15 protein-coding genes and 1 tRNA gene are annotated in these 22335 nt (G+C 34.9%); 10 read left to right on the forward strand and 6 right to left on the reverse strand.

Annotated elements, in window-relative coordinates; all coding sequences use genetic code 11:
* Positions 1 to 50: 50 nt before the first annotated feature.
* Entirely contained in the window at positions 51 to 773 is a 723-nt protein-coding gene (locus tag AC6CHH_RS07160) for a hypothetical protein (protein ID WP_498281249.1), read from the forward strand.
* Positions 774 to 815: 42 nt separating this feature from the next.
* A complete protein-coding gene (locus tag AC6CHH_RS07165) occupies positions 816 to 2504 on the forward strand; it encodes an amino acid permease (RefSeq protein ID WP_498281251.1) in 1689 nt (562 codons plus the stop codon).
* A gap of 62 nt (positions 2505 to 2566) precedes the next feature.
* Here the strand turns inward: AC6CHH_RS07165 and AC6CHH_RS07170 are convergent, their stop codons facing one another.
* Entirely contained in the window at positions 2567 to 4507 is a 1941-nt protein-coding gene (locus AC6CHH_RS07170) for a KUP/HAK/KT family potassium transporter (protein WP_498281253.1), read from the reverse strand.
* A gap of 201 nt (positions 4508 to 4708) precedes the next feature.
* Here AC6CHH_RS07170 and AC6CHH_RS07175 point away from each other — a divergent pair, with 201 nt between their 5' ends.
* On the forward strand, positions 4709 to 5170 hold the full coding sequence (locus tag AC6CHH_RS07175) for a T9SS type A sorting domain-containing protein (protein WP_498281255.1): 462 nt from the start codon (positions 4709 to 4711) through the stop codon (positions 5168 to 5170).
* 438 nt (positions 5171 to 5608) lie between these two features.
* Here the strand turns inward: AC6CHH_RS07175 and AC6CHH_RS07180 are convergent, their stop codons facing one another.
* Entirely contained in the window at positions 5609 to 6895 is a 1287-nt protein-coding gene (locus tag AC6CHH_RS07180) for a citrate synthase (RefSeq protein WP_498281257.1), read from the reverse strand.
* Positions 6896 to 7202: 307 nt separating this feature from the next.
* Here AC6CHH_RS07180 and AC6CHH_RS07185 point away from each other — a divergent pair, with 307 nt between their 5' ends.
* Entirely contained in the window at positions 7203 to 7562 is a 360-nt protein-coding gene (locus AC6CHH_RS07185) for a BlaI/MecI/CopY family transcriptional regulator (RefSeq protein ID WP_498281259.1), read from the forward strand.
* A 5-nt stretch (positions 7563 to 7567) separates the two neighbouring features.
* Positions 7568 to 9187, forward strand: a complete 1620-nt coding sequence (locus AC6CHH_RS07190) for a M56 family metallopeptidase (protein WP_498281261.1) — start codon at positions 7568 to 7570, stop codon at positions 9185 to 9187.
* 96 nt (positions 9188 to 9283) lie between these two features.
* Here AC6CHH_RS07190 and pth read toward each other — a convergent pair whose 3' ends face one another.
* The 4 genes from pth to AC6CHH_RS07210 all read right to left on the reverse strand — a co-directional run bounded on the left by pth (position 9284) and on the right by AC6CHH_RS07210 (position 12304).
* Positions 9284 to 9847, reverse strand: coding sequence for an aminoacyl-tRNA hydrolase (gene pth, locus AC6CHH_RS07195; RefSeq protein WP_498281263.1), 564 nt, complete (start codon positions 9845 to 9847; stop codon positions 9284 to 9286).
* Between the two features lie 318 nt (positions 9848 to 10165).
* A complete protein-coding gene (locus AC6CHH_RS07200; RefSeq protein WP_498281265.1) occupies positions 10166 to 10762 on the reverse strand; it encodes a 50S ribosomal protein L25/general stress protein Ctc in 597 nt (198 codons plus the stop codon).
* 164 nt (positions 10763 to 10926) lie between these two features.
* Positions 10927 to 11883, reverse strand: a complete 957-nt coding sequence (locus tag AC6CHH_RS07205; RefSeq protein WP_498281267.1) for a ribose-phosphate pyrophosphokinase — start codon at positions 11881 to 11883, stop codon at positions 10927 to 10929.
* Positions 11884 to 12233: 350 nt separating this feature from the next.
* Positions 12234 to 12304: transfer RNA gene (locus tag AC6CHH_RS07210), tRNA-Gln, on the reverse strand.
* 260 nt (positions 12305 to 12564) lie between these two features.
* Between AC6CHH_RS07210 and AC6CHH_RS07215 the strand changes: the two genes are divergently transcribed.
* From AC6CHH_RS07215 to AC6CHH_RS07235, 5 genes are all read left to right on the forward strand, one after another.
* A complete protein-coding gene (locus AC6CHH_RS07215) occupies positions 12565 to 15585 on the forward strand; it encodes a glycosyltransferase family 117 protein (RefSeq protein WP_498281269.1) in 3021 nt (1006 codons plus the stop codon).
* Between the two features lie 120 nt (positions 15586 to 15705).
* A complete protein-coding gene (gene pyrR, locus AC6CHH_RS07220; protein ID WP_498281271.1) occupies positions 15706 to 16251 on the forward strand; it encodes a bifunctional pyr operon transcriptional regulator/uracil phosphoribosyltransferase PyrR in 546 nt (181 codons plus the stop codon).
* A 22-nt stretch (positions 16252 to 16273) separates the two neighbouring features.
* Positions 16274 to 17209 carry an aspartate carbamoyltransferase catalytic subunit gene (locus AC6CHH_RS07225; RefSeq protein WP_498281273.1) on the forward strand — a complete coding sequence of 312 codons (936 nt, stop codon included), beginning with the start codon at positions 16274 to 16276 and terminating at the stop codon, positions 17207 to 17209.
* A gap of 345 nt (positions 17210 to 17554) precedes the next feature.
* Positions 17555 to 20584 carry a tetratricopeptide repeat protein gene (locus tag AC6CHH_RS07230; RefSeq protein WP_498281275.1) on the forward strand — a complete coding sequence of 1010 codons (3030 nt, stop codon included), beginning with the start codon at positions 17555 to 17557 and terminating at the stop codon, positions 20582 to 20584.
* A gap of 11 nt (positions 20585 to 20595) precedes the next feature.
* Positions 20596 to 22311: a TonB-dependent receptor gene (locus AC6CHH_RS07235; protein ID WP_498281277.1), complete on the forward strand. Its 1716-nt coding sequence runs from the start codon at positions 20596 to 20598 to the stop codon at positions 22309 to 22311.
* Positions 22312 to 22335 lie beyond the last annotated feature (24 nt).

A 22335-nucleotide genomic window follows, 5' to 3' on the forward strand; every position in this document is an offset into this window, starting at 1 on the left:
TTATAACCCTTAAGATTTTTTGTTTAAGATTGCAAAGATAAGAGATTATAATGTATCTTACAGATAATTTATTTGGATACAGCATAAATATGAACTTTCTTTCTCACTTTTATTTCGAAAGGTATGCCACCCAGCCAGAACGTGTATTGGGAAGTTTATTGCCAGATCTTTTAAAAAATGTAGATAAATCCTATGTTTTTCATCCCCAAAAATTTGAAGATCAATTAATGAGTCATCCCTTGAGTATGGAGATTTCAGAAGGTTGGTATAGGCATATCGAAGTGGATAAACTCTTTCATGGAAGTTCCTTTTTTTTGACACACTGCCATGCATTACGTCCAAAATTAGAGCCTGTTTTAAAAAATACGCCAATTCGAGGCACTTTTATGTCTCACATTGCAATTGAACTTCTGTTGGATCATCTTTTGATTAGCCAAGAACTTGTTCAAGTATCCAGACTTTATGAAAATCTTGAAAATATCAATAGGCCCATCCTAAAAGGGTATCTTCAAACCATTGGGGTTCACGACACAGTTGGATTTATGGATTTCTATGAAAAATTTCTTTCCTGGAAGTATATTTACGAATACAAAAGCATTGATCAACTCTCAAAACCTTTATTTGGTATCTCAAAACGAATTTGGAATTTTCAAGTTTCATCTGAAAAGGAACTGGCTTTAGCAGAAATATTAAAGGAATACACAGCGGTCCATTTGCTTAATTTTAAAGAAGTGTACATTTATATTCAGGATAAAATGACATATTTGTCATAATTTTGTTCACTTTTGTGACTTTATCCAATAAATTAACTTAATATGTCAAATAGACTTTTCCGCAAGAAAAGCGTAGACCAAATTCTTTCTGATGCCGAGAAAGGTGGCTCCGGGCTTGCTAAGATTTTAGGTGTTCGAGATTTAATATCCTTAGGTATTGCCGCTATTGTAGGTGCTGGAATATTCAGTACCATTGGTTTGGCCAGCTACAATGGGGGGCCTGCGGTTTCCCTACTGTTTGTGTTCGTTGCTTTTGCCTGTGTTTTTACAGCTTTATCTTACGCTCAGTTTGCCAGTACAGTTCCTGTTTCTGGGAGTGCATATACCTATGCTTATGTGGCCTTCGGTGAACTTTTCGCATGGATTATTGGGTGGGCTCTGGTTCTAGAGTATGCTGTTTCTAATATGGTAGTCGCAATTTCATGGTCTCAATATTTTGTCTCTATGCTCGAGGGATTTGGAATCCATCTACCCAAGTGGTTAACAATGGCGCCTGGGTATGCCATAGATGCACATCACAAATTTTTGGATATAGGTCTAGATAAGATGGAAAGCATTGATAAGATTGCGCTGCAAGCTTACCAATCTGCACCTCGTATTCTTGATATTCCTATAATTCTAGATATACCCGCGGGATTAATCACCTTTTTGGTTACCTGGTTGGTTTACATAGGAATTAAGGAATCCAGAAGGGCAAGTAATATAATGGTTATCATCAAAATCGGAATTATCCTAGCGGTAATTTTTGGAGGAATTTTCTTTGTAAAGCCTGAGAATTGGACACCATTTGCACCAAATGGATTTTCTGGCGTAATGAGTGGAGTTGCTGCTGTTTTCTTTGCGTTCATTGGTTTTGATTCAATTTCAACAACCGCAGAGGAATGTAAGAATCCCCAGAGGGATCTACCTAAAGCAATGATTTATTGTTTAATTATCTGTGCAATTTTGTATGTCGCTATCACCATTGTTTTGACAGGCATGGTTAACTATAAGGAATTAAATGTAAAAGATCCATTGGCCTATGTTTTTGAATATGTAGGATTTGATCACATGGCAGGAGTTATCTCGGTGACATCTGTAATCGCAATTACCAGTGCCTTATTGGTGTTTCAATTAGCTCAACCTAGAATCTGGATGACCATGAGTAGAGATGGCCTCTTATGGAAAAGGTTTGCAGTAATTCATCCTAAATATAAAACACCTTCTTTTGCAACCATTGTAACAGGTATAGTAGTGGCGGTTCCTGCGTTGTTCTTTAAAATGGACTTTTTTGTAGATTTAACGTCTGTTGGAACTTTTTTTGCCTTTATTTTAGTTTGTTGTGGTGTATTGTATATGGACCATTCTGGAATATCTAAAAAGTCTAAATTTAAAGTACCTTATATTAATGGGAAATATATAGTAGGACTGGGATTTATTGTAGGGATCATCTTAACCTATAAATTTGGTTCAGAATCCTTATCCGAATGGACTACTATGGGTTCGATGAAACTATTAATTCATAAGTCATTACTCATTGTTTTTTGGTTAGTATGGCTTATTATGAGTATTCTCAGTTTCAAATTTAATTTTTCTTTATTACCCGTTACTGGTGTGTTGATAAACCTTTATCTGATGTCTGAACTTGGAGCAAGTAATTGGATAATCTTTATCATATGGCTACTGATTGGATTGGTAATTTATTTCGGTTACGGTTATAAGCATTCGAAATTAAGAGATATAAACGAATAGGGAGGGGTAGTTGAGATAAAAACACACTAGGAAGAATCGTGATTCTTCCTAGTGTGTTTTTTTTAAAGCCGTTTGAGTTTAACCTCCTCGGTATTGGGAATGGTTAAGGGAACGCGTTCCAGTGTTACAAAACTGCTATCTAATCCAAATCCTTTTTCTTCAGATAAGCTAAATTTCTTCAAAATCTTATAAATTTCTAGAATGATCTTATCATTCCATTTTAGAAAATGAGTTTTAGAGATCACTTTTTCTAAAACTACGAAGTTGAAATCTCCAGGTATGTTGTGTTTTTTTAACGTGTTATAGTTACTGGTAATGTTAATCTCGTTATTCTTTACCATGTCCTCTACTACTTTGCGGAACAATAAACTAATCTTTTGCTCTTCGCGAAATCCTAAATGAAAATCGATGCGTATTAGTTTTCCAGGGATGAGTTGAGTCACCCGGTATTCTTTAGTATGGGGATTATCGACAACATCTACGTGTGCCAACCAGTAAACGTCAGCTCTCTTTGGTTTCTTATTTATAATTGAATAGGTGATTTTTGATTCAACCTCATGAATATTATTTGCACTTGTCAAATAGACCAAGTGCGATGAAAAATAGGGGACAGACTGATCTTCACTTAATTCAGATAAAATAGGGAAATACTCCTTTATGTCAACGAATTTAACAAAGCTATTTTTTATCTTTCTAGCTCCGTGCCAGCTGTACATAATTATAAACAAAGTTAATGCGAGTAATAGGGTTAACCATCCTCCATGGGTTATCTTACTTATATTACCCAACAAAAAGATGAATTCAATGCTAAGGTAAACCACAGTAAATAGACCAACCAAAATTGGATGTATGCGTTTCCTTATCATGAAAAAAATCATCAGAATAGTCGTTGTGATAAAGGTTAAATTTATCGCTAAACCATAGGCTGCTTCCATGTTGCTGGATTCACGGAAAATTAGAATAATCAACATACAACCCAGGTATAAAATCAAATTGATTGAAGGGACATAAATTTGGCCTTTATGGTCACTAGGATATCTAATGGCAACTTTTGGCCAAATATTGAGACGTACAGCCTCTGAAATCAAGGTGAAAGATCCTGAAATCATAGCCTGACTGGCAATAATTGCGGCAATAGTTGCTATGGCAACACCCCATATGACAAACCAGTCGGGCATAATTGCATAGAATGGATTTATCTCGCCTAACACAGTACCTTTGTGGTCCAAAAGCCATGCACCTTGGCCAAAGTAATTTATAATTAAGGTTAACTTGACGAAAATCCAACTTACACGGATGTTGGATTTTCCGCAATGTCCCATATCTGAATAAAGGGCCTCAGCTCCTGTTGTACATAAAAATATTGCCCCGACGATAAACCATGCGTTGGGATAATTCGCTAACAATTGGTAAGCGTAATAGGGATTAATTGATTTCCAGATTTCAGGAGTATGTCCTAAATAAGAAATTCCTAAGATCCCAATCGTTGAGAACCAGATGAACATTAATGGTCCGAAGACACGCCCAACTATATTGGTTCCAAAACGTTGAATTAGAAATAATGTTGAAATAATAATGACTACAACTGGAATAGTTGGGAAATGTGGAACTTTGATTGCTAAACCTTCTACAGCTGAAGAGATGGTGATTGCCGGCGTTATCATTCCGTCTGCAAGTAGGGTACTACCACCGATAATGGCAGGAATCACAAGCCATTTGGCGCGCTTTCTTACTAAAGAAAATAAAGATAGTATCCCTCCCTCACCCTTATTATCAGCGTTCAGGGTTATTAAGACGTATTTAATGGTAGTTTGCAGAGTTAGTGTCCAGAATATGCAAGAGAGGCCCCCAAAAATAACCATTTCGGTAATTTCTCCTTTGTTGAAAATAGCTTTGAATACATATAGGGGAGAGGTTCCGATATCGCCAAAGATGATACCCAAACTAATTAATAAACCTGACCAACTTAAGCGTTGAAGTTTTTGTTTATGATCCATTGCCATAACTAATTCTATTTAGTCTCTTGAAAATCTGCTGCGAAATTACAATTTTTAATCCACAACGTTAACTCCTGTTAAAAATTGTTAAAGGACTTAAGAAATTCATGAATAAACATATGAAATAATTACTTTTGTGTTAGGAATTAAGGATTTAATTGTTATTTTTGATTAAACCAAACCTTTCGTTAAGCATCTAAATTTATCATGAAATTAGAATTGAGAAAAATACATCGAATTGCAATCTATAAAATACTCCTTTTATGGGCTGTGGTGGGATATGCTCATGCTAATACTTCACTAATTTCTTCTGATACAACAAAATATTCTGAAAATACTTTAGCGTTAGTTTCCACCATTAATCGAAATGTAAAAAAGATTAAATCGATTGATGTTGAAAATGATAAGCTTATTACAAACGTAAAAGTATTTTACAATCCTATTTCCGAACAGATTTCTGTAACATTTAAATTAAGCAAGACGAACACTGTTTTTATTAAAGTGATGGATGCATTAGGAAATGAAGTTTTAAGCCTTCACAATGGAAGTCTAGATCCTGGTTTGCAAAATCTTAACTTTGACTCTCAACAAAAACTTTCTGAAGGTTTTTATTTTGTTCGTGTATCTTGCGGTTCCGAAACAATTGTTAAACGAATTTCTGTTCGTTAATTGCCATACACTATTCTTCTCTTTTACACTGTAATTTAATTTTTCTGAATTAAATAAGATGAATGCTTTTTCAGCATTATAAAGAATGTAAGTTACGTCAAGCAGTCATGTATTTCCTCATTACAGCAAAGAGATAATTAATTGTTTTCCATTTTGGAGGTTTCATAAAAATGCTGCGGAAACTGACTCATCGCTAAGCGTGTGTGGCTAGTTTACGAATTAAAACATTTTGTAGTTGGATTTAAGTCATTTTAGTTAATCGCTCAATAATGTATTTAGTAGATGTTTAATTTTCTTTGATGTAATGTTGTGGATCTTATTAACACCTGGGTGGGCTAGGATCTGAATTTCCTGTTCATCGTCTTAAAAAGCACCTTGGAAACTAAAGCAAAAAGGCCAAGCAATTAAGCTTAGCCTTTCCTTCACGATAATATTTATTTATCTTTTTTCAATCTCTACATAAGGACGAACAGTTTCTCCAATATACACTTGTCTAGGACGTCCAATTGGTTCTTTATTATCACGCATTTCTTTCCATTGGGCGATCCATCCTGGAAGTCTGCCTAAAGCAAATAATACAGTAAACATATCTGAATTAAATCCTAGTGCGCGGTAGATTATTCCTGAATAAAAATCAACGTTTGGATATAATTTACGGTCAATGAAGTATTGGTCACTAAGGGCGGCTTCTTCAAGACGTTTCGCTATAGCTAATATCGGATCATTTACACCTAATTTTTCGAGTACATCATCACATGCTTTTTTTATGATTTTTGCACGAGGATCGAAGTTTTTATATACTCGATGTCCAAATCCCATTAAACGGAAAGGGTCATTTTTGTCTTTTGCTTTAGCTAAGTATTTATCAGCATCACCACCATCTTCTTTTATAGCCTCTAACATTTCTATAACAGCTTGGTTTGCTCCACCATGTAAAGGGCCCCAAAGAGCATTGATACCAGCGGAAATGGAGGCATATAGATTGGCATTCGAAGATCCTACCATGCGTACTGTAGATGTAGAACAATTTTGTTCATGGTCAGCGTGTAAGATTAATAACTTATGCATAGCATCAATTATAAGTGGATCAAACGTTTTATCTTGGTTTGATTCACCAAAAATCATATTCAAAAAGTTCTCGATATATCCTAAATTATTCTTTGGGTATACCACAGGGTGCCCCAATGATTTTTTCTGGATCCAAGACACTATCGTAGGCATTTTAGCCAATAAATTAATGATTGTTTTGTTTTCCTCTTCTTCACTTTGATTCGGATTAAGGGATTCTGGATAGAATGAAGAAAGGACACCGACTAAACAGGAAAGCTGTCCCATCGGGTGGGATTTTGACGGAAATCCAGTGAAGAAATTTTTCATATCTTCATGGATAAGCATTTGGGCACGAATATCTTTACGAAATTTCTCTAAAACCTCTCTGGTTGGTAAATCGCCAAAAATTAATAGATAGGCTACTTCTAAGAACGTTGATTTTTCTGCTAAGTCTTCAATGGCATATCCCCTGTATTGAAGGACCCCTTGTTCACCATCTAAAAAGGTAATTGCACTTTTAGTTGATCCTGTGTTTTTAAAGCCTGGATCCAACGTAATGTACCCTGATTGGTCTCTTAATTTTGAAATATCCAGAGCCTTTTCATTCTGAGTACCGGTGATTACTGGCATTTCGAAAGTAGACTCATTTAAGGTTATAGATGCAGTTTCAGACATAATCAAATTTCTTGTATTATTTGTTTATTACATAAATCGTGTTCCTACAAATGTATAAAATTGATTTCTATTTATGAACGGTTAATTCGAATAAAATTGACAGCTAATCGTCATTTTGGGACATATTGTGTTTTTTATTATTTGTGTTTTGAGTTATCGGGAATTCTTGGTTGGAGGGCATTAGAACTAGCTTGAGGGTTGATGATGATATATTTTGCTTTTATATTATTGCTGATTTTAAAAAAAAACTAAAGTTTCTTGGTTGTCTACGAAAAAATCGTATATTAGTGAATATTAAGTAGAGACAATGGAAAAATTAACGATTCAAGAAGAGGAAGCAATGCTATCGATTTGGAAATTAAACGGAGGGTTCGTTCGAGATATTCTGGGTAATTTAGATGACGCAAGCATGCCCTATACCACACTAGCTTCCACCATTAGGAATTTAGAACGCAAGGGGTATGTTAAAGCTGTGAAATATGCCAATGCAAAGCGGTATGAACCTCTTATTAGTGCCGAGCAGTATAAGGAGAAATTTATGAGCTCTTTTGTCGGTGATTATTTTAAGAATTCTTATAAGGAAATGGTTTCTTTTTTTATTAAACAAGAGAAATTGAGTAAAGAAGAATTGCAAGAATTGATGGAAATGATTAAGCAAAATAAATAGAAAAAATGGAATCTATATTGACATATATTATTCAAGTTAATCTTTTGCTTAGCTTATTGTATTTAGGCTATTTCCTATTATTGAAGAAACTAACTTTTTATAGACTGAACAGAGTTTATTTTATATTTGGCAGTTTATATTCCTTTTTTTATCCTTTTATCGACCTTAAAAATTTATTTTCTTCAACCCTTGAAATTCCACAGGGACTGGTGTTATCTTATTTGCCTCTTGACGATTTGAAACAGTATACTATATTTTCAGTTCAAGATTTTTTTATTTTAATACTCTCAATAGGCTCTGTATTGTTTTTGTTAAAATTTATTCTTCAATTTTTTAGTTTAGTACGTATTCATCGGAATTCTACTCCGGGGATGTGGAATAATTACCTCTTTAGGAATGTAGCCTTTTCAATCGCTCCATTTTCCTTTTTCAAAACTATTTATTTGCATATAAATAAGCATCATGAATTTGAACTTCAAGATATTTTCAAGCATGAGAATATTCATGTGAAAGGCCTTCACACATTGGATAAATTATTGTTTGAAATAATTACGATAAGCTGTTGGTTTAACCCTCTGATATGGTTCATGCGCAGAGCGGTATCTCAAAATTTAGAATACTTTACTGATCAAAAGGTATTGGAGATGGGGATAAATAAACAAGCCTATCAATATTCACTATTGAATGTTTCATCTCAAGGAGAAGTCCTTGGTCTGGGCAATCAGTTTAATTTTAAAACCTTAAAAAAACGCATTATGATGATGAATAAAAAACGATCTTCTAAATTTGAGCTCGGTAAATATGGGGTTTTGCTCCCTGCATTGATTCTGACTGGAATTACTTTTACCGCAAACCATGCTGAGGCAAAAATCGCGCAGGTAACGATCAACATGAGTGAGACGGATTTGAACCAAGTGATCAAACTGTCAGTTGAACAAAAGGATATCCAATCCAAGAAATCTCAAGCTGATGGAAACCAAATCAACCAGGTTTTAATTCGTGAAAACCTCGCGTTGGACAGTGCTAAAGTTATTGAAAATGGGAATAAATCCGAGGTTCGGTCAGTGAAAATATCAGCCAATAAACCGGAGAATATAAGGAGCCGAGATACCGTTAAAACTAGGAAAAGTTTGGGAGATCTTAAGCCTTCGGTGGTTTTAGACGATCAAACGATGCCTAAGGATTATAACATGTCAGATATTGATCCTAACCAAATAGAATCGATGAGAATAATCAAAGATAAAACGACCGCTGTTGAATTATATGGAGATGATGCCAAGGACGGAGTCATTATAATACAAACGAAGGCATTTGCTTCTTCCTCAAAGGGGAAAAAACTCGAAATTAGGGATGGTTTACAACAAGTTGATGATGAAATTTTAAAAAATGCCACATACTTTATAGACGATAAACAAGTCGACAAGGAGGTTGTCGATCAGCTAGATCCAAACTTAATTGAAGATATTTCCGTCATAAAAAATAAAACCGAAACAGATATTCCTTATGGAAAAGAGAAGTATGGTGTCGTGAAAATTAGAACAAAAAAACAAGTGAATAAAGCAATACAAAAACTCGACAGTGAGCAAAAAACCGAAAAAAATAAAGAAGAGAAGGAACCAAAATAGGGGATATCGGAATAAGGCATTCTTAAATCCGTTTATCTAATTTTTATCATACATCAATTAAGCTCACTTTTTTGGGAGCTTAATTGATGTATTCTATTATTTGGTGTTGAAATTTGTCATGGTGAGTTCAATACCAATATTTATAAAACTATTGATCATTTTAACGGATTGTTCAATCAAGGAGGGAAGTTCCATTTGTTCTTCTTTATCGAAAGGTCCTAAGACATAATCAATCTGTCTTCCTTTCGCGTAATTATCACCAATTCCAAATCTTAACCTAGGATAATCTTGTCTTCCTATCGAGGCTTCAATTGATTTTAATCCATTATGTCCGGCAGCTGACCCTTTAGGTTTAATTCTTAAAGATGTAAAAGGAATCGCTAAATCATCGACAATAACTAAGATGTTATGAACAGGTACCTTAAGCTCATTCATCCAGTAGTTTACAGCCTTGCCGCTTAGATTCATGAAGGTTGTTGGTTTAATCACATGTACATTATGTCCGCGTTGCTTGAACTCCGTATAATAGGCATGCCGTAAGGCAGACCAAGTACAACCTGCTTGTTTAACGAGATCATCGGCGACCATAAAGCCAATATTATGTCTGGTATCAGCATATTCCTTTCCTATATTTCCTAAGCCTACAACTAAAAAATTCATGCAGCAAAAATAGAGATTTTTATGGGAATATTTTGAATCATAAAAATGTTGAAACAGTTTTATGAACCTGCTTAAAAAAATATTTAGGTCGTCCTTTTAATCATATAAAATATGGGAATTATCTGTGTAAATTATTTGATTTGATCTCCAAGTTTAAAATCACATCATCGATTTTACTAAAAAGCATATTTTGTACTAAGAGGTTTCGATAGTAGGGTTATTGGTTTAAAGTTTAAGAAATTAAATTCTTTTATAACAGAAAAGGGCAATCTATTTAGAATGCCCTTTTTGTCTTTTTAGCCTAAGGCTTTAAGAAGATTATTTTTTAGGTTTTCCAGCTGTTTTTGCTGCCTCTTGTTCGGCTTGACGCAATGCACGAGACATAATAACTGAAACGATTGTATCATCACCATTGTTCAAAACTTTAGCATCGGATAATTTAATCTGATCAACGCGAACAGATTTACCTACTTCAAGAGCTTCCATAGGTACTTCTATTTCTTGAGGTAAGTTATTAGGTAAAGCTTTAATACGAAGGCTTCTTAATTTTTGAACTAGTTTACCCCCCATTTTAACACCTGGAGATGTTCCAGTTAATTTGATAGGAATGTTCACAGAGACTTCTTTATCATCAAATAACTCTAGAAAGTCAACATGGGTGATAAGGTCTGTTAATGGGTGAAATTGAGCTTCTTGAACGATCGCTCTTGTTTTTTTGCCGTTGACATCCAACTCTACAAAAATCACTTCAGGAGTGTAAAGAACTGCTTTCAAATCAGCTGCGGATACAGAAAGGTGTGTTTGTTCTTTACCACCATAAAGAACCGCAGGAACGTTTCCTTCATAACGCGTCTCTTTTGCATCTCTTTTCCCTACGTTCTGTCTAACAGAACCGCTAATAGCAATTGATTTCATATTTTTATTTATTAGAAATTTGAGGTGCAAAGATATTTAATTTGTTTGAATAAACAAACTATCGCTCGAAAATACCCTCTTAATCTGATGGTTTATTAAAAATAAAGCGGCAATCTCTAATGATTGCCGCTTTATATCAAAAAGTTGATTGTTCAAACAAATAACTATTTTACATCAAACAGGTCAGAAATTGAACTGTGTTCGTTGATATTTTTGATAGCACCAGCAAAAAGATTTGCTGTAGAAAGAAGTTTAATCTTTGTGTTTTGAGATACTTTTTCCGGGTTTAATTGAATTGTGTCTGTAACAATCATTTCTGAAAGAACAGAGTTTTCTATCGTTTCATAGGCTTTGCCAGAGAGAACAGCGTGAGTACACACAGCGCGTACAGATCTAGCTCCGCTTTCCATAATTAATGCAGCCGCTTTAGACAGCGTTCCTGCTGTGTCACAGATATCATCAATTAATACTACGTCCATACCTGTAACATCACCAATAATTGACATTGATTCAATTTCGTTTGCGCGCTTTCTGCGTTTATCACAAATGATCACCTCAGCATTGAAGTATTTTGCGAAAGTACGAGCTCTGTAAGAACCACCCATATCTGGGGATGCAATTACTAAGTTTTCAAGATTCAGTGATTTAATGTAGGGTACGAAGATAATTGCACCATCTAAATGATCGACCGGAATATCAAAAAAACCTTGAATCTGTGCAGCATGTAGATCCATGGTCATGATACGGTGTGCGCCAGCAGCTGTAATCAGATTAGCAATCATTTTTGCACCAATAGCAACACGCGGTTTGTCCTTGCGATCTTGACGTGCATAGCCAAAATACGGGACAACAACGGTAATGTAATGAGCAGATGCGCGTTTTGCCGCATCAATCATTAACAATAACTCTAATAAGTTATCGGTTGGTTGATTGGTCGATTGAATCAGGAAAACATCGCTACCACGTACTGATTCGTTGTAGAATGGTTGAATTTCGCCGTCCGAGAACTTTGACAATGTCATGTCTCCTAGTGGTTTTCCGTATGATTTTGAAATCTTCTCTGCTAATTCTAGGGTTCCTGAACCAGCAAATAATTTTACGGTATTAAATTGCAAAGGCATGGTGAGATGTTTTTGTTATGGAATTTTATATAGAAATTTCGTTGACTAATCATTCTTAATCCCTTCCTCAAGGCGTATAAATTTTAAGTTAGGGCAAAGTTAGATAAATGTTTCAGATTTTAAAATTAGATACATTGATAGGTAGGTATTTAATATTCACATTTATAAGGGATGTTGATCTGATATTACTTGGTGATTTGTAAAATCTTGTTAATTAAGATTTTATGGTAATTTCATTGTTTAAAACTTTCCTTTTTTTTCCCCCTAAAGTGATTCATCTTAAGATATTGGGACGACTAATTCAAAAAAAAGAAAAGACTGAATAACTCAGTCTTTTCTTTTTTTTGAAGTTGCCCAACCTGGATTCGAACCAAGACAAACAGCACCAAAAACTGTCGTACTACCATTATACTATTGGGCAATCTTTTATGATTGTCGTCAAGGTTATTCCCTTTTGACGATGCAAATATACACCGGTTTTTCTTATCTACAAATAAATATTTAGGAAATTTATTAAATATACTGATTTTCAATTGAATATTTTTTTTCGTTTAAATTGTGTTTAGTACCATTAAGTGAATTGAGCGATGTTTTTCTTATTTAATGGAAACAATTTGTTTATTTATAAATCGGAATCCTTATTTTCGAAGCAGATTTTTAGAAAACTTTCTATTATTAAGTATGAACTATAACAAAATCAATAATCTGTTAGGTTGGGTGTGTGGAATTATCGCCACCTTGACTTACATATTGACCTTAGAGAAAACGACCAGCTGGTGGGATACTGGTGAATTTATCGCTTCAGCTTATAAGATGCAAATTGTGCATCAGCCAGGAGCTCCCTTATTTTTAATGATCCAAAATTTGTTTTCAAATTTTGCATTCGGTGATAATTCTCGAATAGCCTATTGGATGAATGTTGGCTCCGCGGTTTGTAGTGGATTAACCATTACATTTTTGTTCTGGACAATAACTGCTTTAGCCCGCAAAACATATGCAAAGGTTTCAAACGGTATTGAAATCCCAAAAACAGCAATGATAAACATCTTTGGCGCTGGACTTGTTGGGGCTTTGGCTTATACATTTTCGGATACTTTTTGGTTTTCAGCGGTTGAATCTGAGGTATACGCTATGTCTTCATTATGTACAGCTGTTGTATTTTGGGCAATCTTAAAATGGGAGATAAGGGCTGATGAACCGGGTGCTGATCGATGGCTAATACTGATTGCATATGTAATGGGACTTTCTATAGGTGTGCATTTATTGAACTTATTGGTAATCCCCGCTATTGCATTGGTTATTTATTTTAAAAGGAGTCCTAAAGTTACCTCAAAAGGAGTTATTAAAACTTTATTAATTGGGGTTGCGATTTTAGGGGTAGTTCTTTGGGGAGTGATTCAATATATCGTTAAATTCGCTGCATATTTTGATTTATTCTTCGTGAATACACTTGGAATGGGCTTCGGTACGGGTGTAGCTGTATTTGGTGTATTATTAATTGGCTCATTAGTTTATGGTATTTGGTATTCTGGAAAAAAATTAAAACCGATTCTAAACATCGCCCTTTTAAGCCTGTGTTTTATTATTTTTGGATACAGTTCCTTTACTATGATTTCAATTCGTTCTAAAGCTAATCCAACCTTAAATAATAGTGATCCGGATAATGCTTTTTCATTTTTAAGTTATTTGAATAGAGAACAATACGGAGACGAACCACTTTTTAAAGGACGGTATTTTGATGCAAAACCAACCGATATCTTTGAAACAGGAAATATTTACCGTAAAGACGCTGATAAATATGTTGTAGCAAAGAAAAAATTCGATTATCAATGGAGCCGTTCAACATTGTTTCCTCGGATTTATTCGGACAAACATGAAACTTTTTACCGCGATTTCTTAAATCTAGGACCAGCCGATCAACCGACAATGGTTGATAATATTAAATTTTTCTTCGGCTATCAAATTGGCCACATGTACAGTAGGTATTTTATGTGGAACTTTGTGGGTAGACAAAACGATCAGCAAGGGCATGGTTCCTTTACTGAAGGCAATTGGATTTCGGGAATTAAACCAATTGATAATATCCGTTTGGGAGGACAAAACAATCTTCCTAGCTCAGAGCTTGAGAATCCAGCAAGGAATACCTATTTCTTTTTACCATTGATTCTAGGAATATTGGGGGCTTTATGGCAATTCAAAAAGCAACAAAGAGAAGCATCCGTCGTTGCACTTCTGTTCTTTTTCACAGGCTTGGCCATTGTTTTATATCTCAACCAAACTCCAATGCAGCCTAGAGAACGAGATTATGCATTTGCAGGATCTTTTTATGCCTTTTGTATTTGGGTTGGACTTGGGGTAATTTGGATAAGCGATTTATTAACTAAAAAAATAAATGCTAAATCAGCAGCAATTGGTGCCACTACACTTTCTATTCTTTCCGGACCAGTATTGCTTGCGAGTCAAAACTGGGATGACCATGATCGATCTGAAAAATTCTTAGCAAAAGACATGGCTAGGAATTATTTAGAATCTTGTGCACCAAATGCTATACTTTTTAGTTATGGAGATAATGATACTTATCCTTTATGGTACATACAAGAGGTTGAAGGGTTCCGTACGGATGTACGTGTTGTAAACTTAAGTTTATTAAGTGCAGATTGGTATATGAAACAAATGATGCATAAAGTTAATGATGCAGATGCCCTGCCTATAAATATTGATCCTGAAAAAATTAAGGATGGTGTTCGAGATGTGATTTATTATAATGATTACAAAGTACCTGGTTTTGTAGATATACAGGATCTTATGGAGATCATGTTATCAGATGATCCTCAAAATAAGGTTCAATTACAAAGCGGAGATTGGGCGAATGTTTTACCAACCAAAAATATGCAATATGTAGTGGATAAGCAGGCCGTTCTAGCAAACAAGGTTGTTCCTAAAGAATGGGAAGATGCAATTGTAGATACAATGCAATGGACATATAGCAGTAACATTGTGAGCCGTGCCGATCTTTCTATATTGGCTATTTTGGCGAATAACAATTGGAAACGACCTGTATATTTCACGACAACAACGCCCGAAGAAAACTTTATTGGACTGGATAAGTATTTAGTTGGTGAGGGATTTACAATGCGCTTAATGCCTGTGGCAATACCTTCTGAAGGAGAAACTTCTGCACCAATTACGGATGTTGAGGGCACTTTTAATAACATAATAACTAAATTCAGCTGGGGGAATATAGCTCATTCTGAATATTTGGATCCGGACTCTTATAGATATATCAGCATGTACGCTGGGACAATTTTTGGAGAAACTGCGCAAAATTTATTAACAATGGGAAAAACTGCAGAGGCCAAGATTTTAGTGAATAATGCCTATGAAAACTTACCTAAAAAAGCCTATCTAATGTCAGAAGTATTTAGCTATACAGGCTTAATTGATGCCATGTATAAAGTGGGCGAAACCGAAAAAGCAAACGAAATTACGAAACGTAATTTAAAATTTTTAAGGGAGAATATGGCCTATTATATGGCTATAGCCGAATCAAAACCCAATCTGGAAATTAGGAATATGAGATTTGGATTAGCAGCAATTCAAAATTATCAACAAATACTAACTTCTTCTAATCAGAAGGAGTTGCTCGATGAGGTAAATAAAATTTATGGAACCTACCAAGGTTTATTCCAAGGGAGTAATTAATTGAAAAAAAGCAGCTTATTTAAAAAGCTGCTTTTTTTATGTTCGTTGTATGCTTTGAAAAGAAACATGCATTACGATTTTTAAAAAAAATGCCTTAAGTTTGCCTAAATAACTCCATAAATGAAACAATCGAAATTATTAGATGGACCAAAGTTTCAGATTACGCTCAAGCGATTGTCTCAACAATTAATTGAAAATCACGGTGATTTTAGTCAGGCAGTAATCATTGGAATTCAACCAAGGGGAACCTTTTTAGCAAATAGGTTAGTTAAAGAAATTAAAGAACTAATTGGAGTAGAGGTACCTAACGGCATGTTAGATATTACTTTTTATCGGGATGATTTTCGGATGAAGGGTTCTAGTCCTTTGTTGGCCAATAGTACTGAGATAGATTTTATTGTTGAAGGAAAAGATGTCATCTTGGTTGATGATGTATTGTGGACTGGAAGAACAATTCGGTCTGCCATGGATGCCGTACAAGCATTTGGTCGAGCAAATCGAATTGAGTTATTGGTTTTAGTAGATAGAAGATTTTCAAGGCAGATTCCAATTCAACCAGATTACATCGGTATCCAGGTAGATTCTATTGATTCACAGAAAGTTATTGTTAGCTGGAAGGAAGCAGATGATAATGATAGCATCGTATTAATTACCGAAAAAAAATAGGAATAGTTTTATTGTTTAACAAATGTCAGCATCAGAGAAACTTAGTACTCGCCACTTATTAGGTATAAAGGATTTAAATAATAACGATATTCAGCTTATCCTTGATACTGCGGCTAACTTTAAAGAGGTTTTGAACCGACCAATAAAGAAGGTCCCTTCGTTAAGAGATATTACCATAGCGAATGTTTTCTTTGAGAATTCTACACGCACACGCTTGTCTTTTGAATTGGCAGAAAAAAGACTTTCAGCGGACACCATTAATTTTGCTGCTTCATCATCTTCTGTGAGTAAGGGAGAAACTTTAATTGACACTGTGAATAATATTCTAGCTATGAAAGTGGACATGATTGTCATGCGACATCCATATGCTGGGGCAGGAGTTTTTTTAAGCCGACATGTGAATACACAGATTATTAACGCAGGAGATGGAGCACATGAGCACCCAACGCAGGCTTTACTGGATTCTTTTTCCATACGTGAAAGATTAGGAGATGTGGCGGGTAAGAAGGTGGCCATCATCGGTGATATTCTTCACTCACGTGTAGCACTTTCAAATATCTTATGTCTTCAAAAACAAGGAGCCCAGGTAATGGTTTGTGGCCCCACAACTTTGATTCCTAAATACATTAGTTCATTGGGGGTTCTTGTGGAACATGACTTAAAAAAGGCATTAAACTGGTGTGATGTTGCCAACATGTTGAGGATACAACTAGAACGTCAAGAGATATCTTATTTTCCTTCGCTCAGAGAGTACTCTATGCTATATGGATTAAATAAAAAGATTTTGGATTCCTTAGATAAAGAAATTGTCATTATGCATCCAGGTCCTATTAACCGAGGGGTTGAAATAACTTCGGATGTAGCGGATAGCAAACATGCTATAATTTTGGACCAAGTGGAAAATGGGGTTGCCGTTAGAATGGCAGTTCTTTACTTATTAGCTGGTCAACGAGGTTAATTACAAAGGATCAGTTTACTGCAATGGGGTTCGACATGATTTTGTCGAACTTTTTTATTGCTATTTTTTATTCATATAATAAATTATTAGTCTGATTTTCGTTCCCTTCTGGCCAGAACTAATAATGTTTGTTCAGCGGAATTATTCGCGAAAATGGTTGTCAAAAGAATTATGTTAAAATAAGTTAAAGTACTATGGTTATTAACAGTTGTTGACAACTTTTGAGGAAAACATTGAACTAATGGCTTAATTTCGTAAGTTGAAGAGGATTGTGTTATAAGACTAGACTCTTATGACAAATTCAGTATTTTGAAAGTGATTTATTTTAAAGGAGTATTCGATCGTATGTATAAAAAAATTTACCAAGTAGGTATAGCCTTAAGCTTATTAAGTACACCGGTATTGGCACAACATTCAGCTTGGCAAGAGGTAAATAAAGCTTATAAAAATGGCCTAGAATTGTTTGAAAGGGGAAAGTTCAGTTCTGCTTCAACGCAATTTGATAAGGTTGAAGAGTTAAGAGCAAAGTCTACATTACAATTAGATGAGACACAAGAACTAAGTTTGTTGAAAGAAAATGTTCGGTTTTATCAGGCAGTTTGTGCTTTAGAACTTGGTGAAGTTGATGCCGAAAGTAGGTTTTTAGAATATATTCGAGATTATCCTGCAAGTGCAAATTCAAAAGCGGCTTATTTCCAAATCGGTAAGTCCTATTATGCAAAAAAAGATTATCCTAAAGCAATCGAATGGTTTGAAAAAATAGACAGTAAGAATCTTGCTGGTGCAGAAAACACAGAATATAGGTTTAAACTTGCTTATTCTAAGTTTATGGCTAAAGATTATGCATCTTCTAAGCCCGTGTTCACTGACCTTAAAGATCAAAAGGGACCCTTCCAAGAAGCATCTATTTATTATTACGCCTATTTAAGTTATTTGGATCAAGAATATAAAACGGCTTTGAATGAATTCGAACGTTTGGAAGGTTCAAAAACGTATGAGAATAGCTATCCCTATTATATAACGGCGCTGTATTTTCTTGATAAACGTTATGATGATGTGCTTACATATGCACTTCCTAAACTTGAATCCACCCAACAAGAAAGTGAGACAGAAATGCTTCGAATTATTGCTGCGACCTACTTTATCAAGGGTGATTTAGCTAAATCTAAAGATTATTATGACCGGTTTCAATCGCAGGATCAACAAAAAACGCAAAATAATCAGGATAGTTACCAAATAGGTTATATCAATTATAAGTTAGGTGAATATCAAAAGGCTATTTCTGAATTAGAAAAATTGGAAGAACCTGATGCCTATTTTCAAAGTGCCATGATTACTCTGGGAGATGCCTTTTTGAAAACGGGTAATAAACAAAGTGCAAGGAATGCATTTTTTAGAGCATCTAAATTGGACTTCGATCCTCAATTAAAAGAAGAAGGGTTATTTAATTACGCGAAATTATCTTACGATTTAGAATTCCACCAAGTGGCATTAGAATCTGTACAAGAATATATCAAAACGTACCCTCGTTCTAAACGCAACGAAGAAGCTAAAACGCTATTGGCTGAGGTTTTATTGAGCACTAAAAACTACAGGGCCGCAGTCGATGTGTTAGAGGATTTGAAAAATAGAGGTAAAGAAGCAAATGCAGCTTATCAAAAAGTTACCTTTTATCGTGGTTTAGAATATTACAATGAACGTGCATTTGAAAATGGAATATCTATGTTTATGCGTTCTGAGGCAAATCGTTATGATGAGCAAATATATGCCTTAGCGACTTATTGGAAAGCAGAGGCAATGTATGAAGTTCGGAAATACAAGGAAGCCGTTGCGGCATTTAATAAATTTTTACAATTGCCAGCCGCACGGAATACCGATGTTTATCATTATGCAAATTACGCTTTGGCTTATGCTGCTTTTAGATCAGATAAGTACAGTACTTCTGCGAATTATTTTGAGAGATTTCTTTCAGGAGGATCTAAGGAAGGAATTGATCAGAATACGCGTAATGATGCTTATGCTCGCGCAGCAGACTCATATTTAGCAATCAAAAATTATGCTAAAGCAGCCTCGTATTATGATCGTTTAATTTCTATCGGAGCACAAAGTCAGGATTATGCGCTTTTCCAAAAAGGGATATTATTAGGGCTTCAAGGAAATAATCAAGGTAAAATTTCAACATTGCATTCCGTGATGGAGAAATACCCTAAATCAAATTATGCGGATGATGTCGCTTTTGAGGTGCCTTATACTTATTTCTTAATGGGACAACATGAAGAGGCCATCCTTGGTCTGCAGCAGATGGTCGATAAGTATCCTAGAAGTTCTTATGTTCCTCGAGCATTGGTAACAATTGGTTTAGTTCAATATAATAAGGACGATAGCGACGCTGCTCTGGCGACATTCCAAAGAGTTGTGGATCAATATCCTACAACTGATGAGGCAAAACAGGCTCTAGCTTCTACTGAAAACATATTCCTTGATCGTGGAGATGCCACGGGGTATATTCGTTATGCAACTAGTACGAATATTGGGGATTTGAGTACCGCTGAACAGGATGCTCATACTTTTTCTGTAGCACGTACTTTGTTTGATCGTGGTAATTGGCAAGGTTCTGTTGAGGCGGTGAACGCTTATTTCGATAAATTCCCTAAACCAATTCAGGAAAAACATGCCCGTTTTATACGTGCGGAGAGCAACGCAAATTTAGGGAACGATGAACAAGCTTTACATGATTTCAATATCATTATGAACGATTGGACATCTGCTTATACAGAACGTACTCTCATATCCGTTTCAAAGTTGCACTTACGTAATCAAGCTTATAACGAAGCAGTTCAAGTTCTAAAAAAATTAGAATTAACATCGGAATATAAAGTTAATTATGGTTGGGCAGTCAATAATTTGTTAGTCTCATATTTCAATATTGGGGATTATGCTGAAACCTTGAATTATGCCAATATTGTGAAGAAATATGAGAAATCCTCGGAAGAAGATATTGCTAAAGCACATTTATATGCAGCCAAAGCTTATCTACAAACAAGTAAAGGTTCTGAGGCAATGAAAGAATTGAACTTGGCGGCGTTGAAATCGAAAATTGAAACGGGTGCTGAGGCTAGATATTTAGTTGCAGAACAACAATTTAAAAATAAAAATTATGATGGGGCAATAAAATCCGCCTTTGACATATCCGATTCATTCTCTTCTTATGATTATTGGGTTGCTAAAGGATTTATACTCGTTGCAAATTCATATAATGCAAAAGATGATAAATTCCAAGCCAAATCAACATTAGAAAGTGTTATTGAAAATTATGAAAATAATGACGATGGCATTTTGAAAGAGGCTAAAGAACTATTGGAAAAATTAAAATAAGAATAGGAAAAATGAAGTTGAATACTATAATAAAACAATCTACCATATTAACCTTGTTATTGGGACTGGGCACAGGTGTTAATGCTCAACGAATTGATACTGTAGATCGTCCAGTAACATTGGATTCCTTTGATATAGTTCGAGATTATAGACCTATTCTTGCTGACGCGGTAAAAATTCGTCGAAGCCCTGATATGTCTAATAAAAGAGAATATATGCCAAAATTAAACTATGGTAATGTTCCTGATAAGAAATTGGATATCAATACAGGATTGAGTGAATTACAAGTGATGGAAACGCCGTTCTCTAGAATTGTAGATCATAGGAGCAATTATGTAAAATTGGGTGTAGGAAATTTCAATACCATACTAGGGGAAGGGTATTTTGCAGTTGAAGAATACGAAAATATTCGTTTTGGTGGTTTTGTTAAACATTTAAGTCAAAAAGGTAACTTAGAAGATCAAAAATTTTCAAGACAAGAAGTTGGAATATTTGGACGTAGGATATTACCATTATTTACGGTCAACGGTCTGATTGGATATAACGGGTATGGAACTAATTTCTATGGGAATCCAATGGCATTAGATAATTCACCATTGAATCCAACCAGGGAAGGACAACGGTTTAATGATATTTACTTTTCAGGGGAGTTAACGAGTAATTATGACCCTCAGGACGATAAAGCTTTCAGTTATTCCGTTAAAGCTGATGCCTACACTTATAAAGATAAATTTGATGCAAAGGAAAGTTCAATTTCATTAGCAGGTTACCTGAATAAAAGAATGAGTGCTTTTAATATTGGAGCGAATGTTGATTTGGATTACAATGCTTTAGCTGGGGTAAACACACTAGATGGGAAGCTTAATAATTCTATTGCTCGTGTTAATCCATATATTCGCTTTAAAGGGAATAACTACAACATTACTTTAGGAGCTAATATAGTTTCTGAATTTGGTGATAGCTCAAGATTCAATATATTTCCTGAGGCAGAAATTGATTTTTCGATCGTGCCAGAATATTTTTATATTTTTGGAGGAGTGACAGGTGGTGTTGAAAAGGGATCTTTTAGAGATTTTACACGTTTAAATCCGTATTTAGGACCAAATGCTACCATTCAAAATACTGTTGAACGAATGAATATTTATGGTGGTATTAAAGGAAATGCAGGCGCTACTTTTGGTTATAAAGTAAAAGGATTTTATAAGAAATTAGAAGGAATGCCACTGTTTGTCAATAATCAGTTAACCCCTTTTAATTTTGATCTTATTTATGATGGCTCTGGAGATGATGCTGTAAAACATATTGGTTTGGAAGGTGAAATTAATGTGCGTTTATCTGCCCTAGTTAATTTGGGTGGACGATTAAATATTGATCAGTATACCATGGTTAATCAAGATGAAGCATGGCATATGCCGAAAATGAGATTGACGGCAAATGCAAGGTTTAATATTTCTGAAAAATTATACATTGATGCAGAAGCATTATTTCATGGAAACACTTTTGCTCGAGACTACCAATATGAAAACCCAACGACTATTATTAATGATTATACGAAAGAAACAATTCCATCTTTTTTTGATTTAAGTGCGGGTGCTGAATATAAAGCAACCAAGCAATTGGGTATTTTTGTAAAAGCAAATAATATGTTTAATACAGAGTATCAACGCTATTTATATTATCCTAAATTAGGATTTAATATTTTAGGTGGTATAAATTTCTCGTTTTAAACTTACAAACTTTAACTTTGCAAT

It is taken from the genome of Sphingobacterium sp. GQ94 (genome assembly GCF_059758715.1).

Bases quoted from the DNA above. Each gene is read 5' to 3' on its own strand.
- AC6CHH_RS07160 (WP_498281249.1), top strand. From the start codon at position 51: ATGTATCTTACAGATAATTTATTTGGATACAGCATAAATATGAACTTT.
- AC6CHH_RS07165 (WP_498281251.1), top strand. From the start codon at position 816: ATGTCAAATAGACTTTTCCGCAAGAAAAGCGTAGACCAAATTCTTTCT.
- AC6CHH_RS07170 (WP_498281253.1), bottom strand. From the start codon at position 4,507: ATGGCAATGGATCATAAACAAAAACTTCAACGCTTAAGTTGGTCAGGT.
- AC6CHH_RS07175 (WP_498281255.1), top strand. From the start codon at position 4,709: ATGAAATTAGAATTGAGAAAAATACATCGAATTGCAATCTATAAAATA.
- AC6CHH_RS07180 (WP_498281257.1), bottom strand. From the start codon at position 6,895: ATGTCTGAAACTGCATCTATAACCTTAAATGAGTCTACTTTCGAAATG.
- AC6CHH_RS07185 (WP_498281259.1), top strand. From the start codon at position 7,203: ATGGAAAAATTAACGATTCAAGAAGAGGAAGCAATGCTATCGATTTGG.
- AC6CHH_RS07190 (WP_498281261.1), top strand. From the start codon at position 7,568: ATGGAATCTATATTGACATATATTATTCAAGTTAATCTTTTGCTTAGC.
- pth (WP_498281263.1), bottom strand. From the start codon at position 9,847: ATGAATTTTTTAGTTGTAGGCTTAGGAAATATAGGAAAGGAATATGCT.
- AC6CHH_RS07200 (WP_498281265.1), bottom strand. From the start codon at position 10,762: ATGAAATCAATTGCTATTAGCGGTTCTGTTAGACAGAACGTAGGGAAA.
- AC6CHH_RS07205 (WP_498281267.1), bottom strand. From the start codon at position 11,883: ATGCCTTTGCAATTTAATACCGTAAAATTATTTGCTGGTTCAGGAACC.
- AC6CHH_RS07215 (WP_498281269.1), top strand. From the start codon at position 12,565: ATGAACTATAACAAAATCAATAATCTGTTAGGTTGGGTGTGTGGAATT.
- pyrR (WP_498281271.1), top strand. From the start codon at position 15,706: ATGAAACAATCGAAATTATTAGATGGACCAAAGTTTCAGATTACGCTC.
- AC6CHH_RS07225 (WP_498281273.1), top strand. From the start codon at position 16,274: ATGTCAGCATCAGAGAAACTTAGTACTCGCCACTTATTAGGTATAAAG.
- AC6CHH_RS07230 (WP_498281275.1), top strand. From the start codon at position 17,555: ATGTATAAAAAAATTTACCAAGTAGGTATAGCCTTAAGCTTATTAAGT.
- AC6CHH_RS07235 (WP_498281277.1), top strand. From the start codon at position 20,596: ATGAAGTTGAATACTATAATAAAACAATCTACCATATTAACCTTGTTA.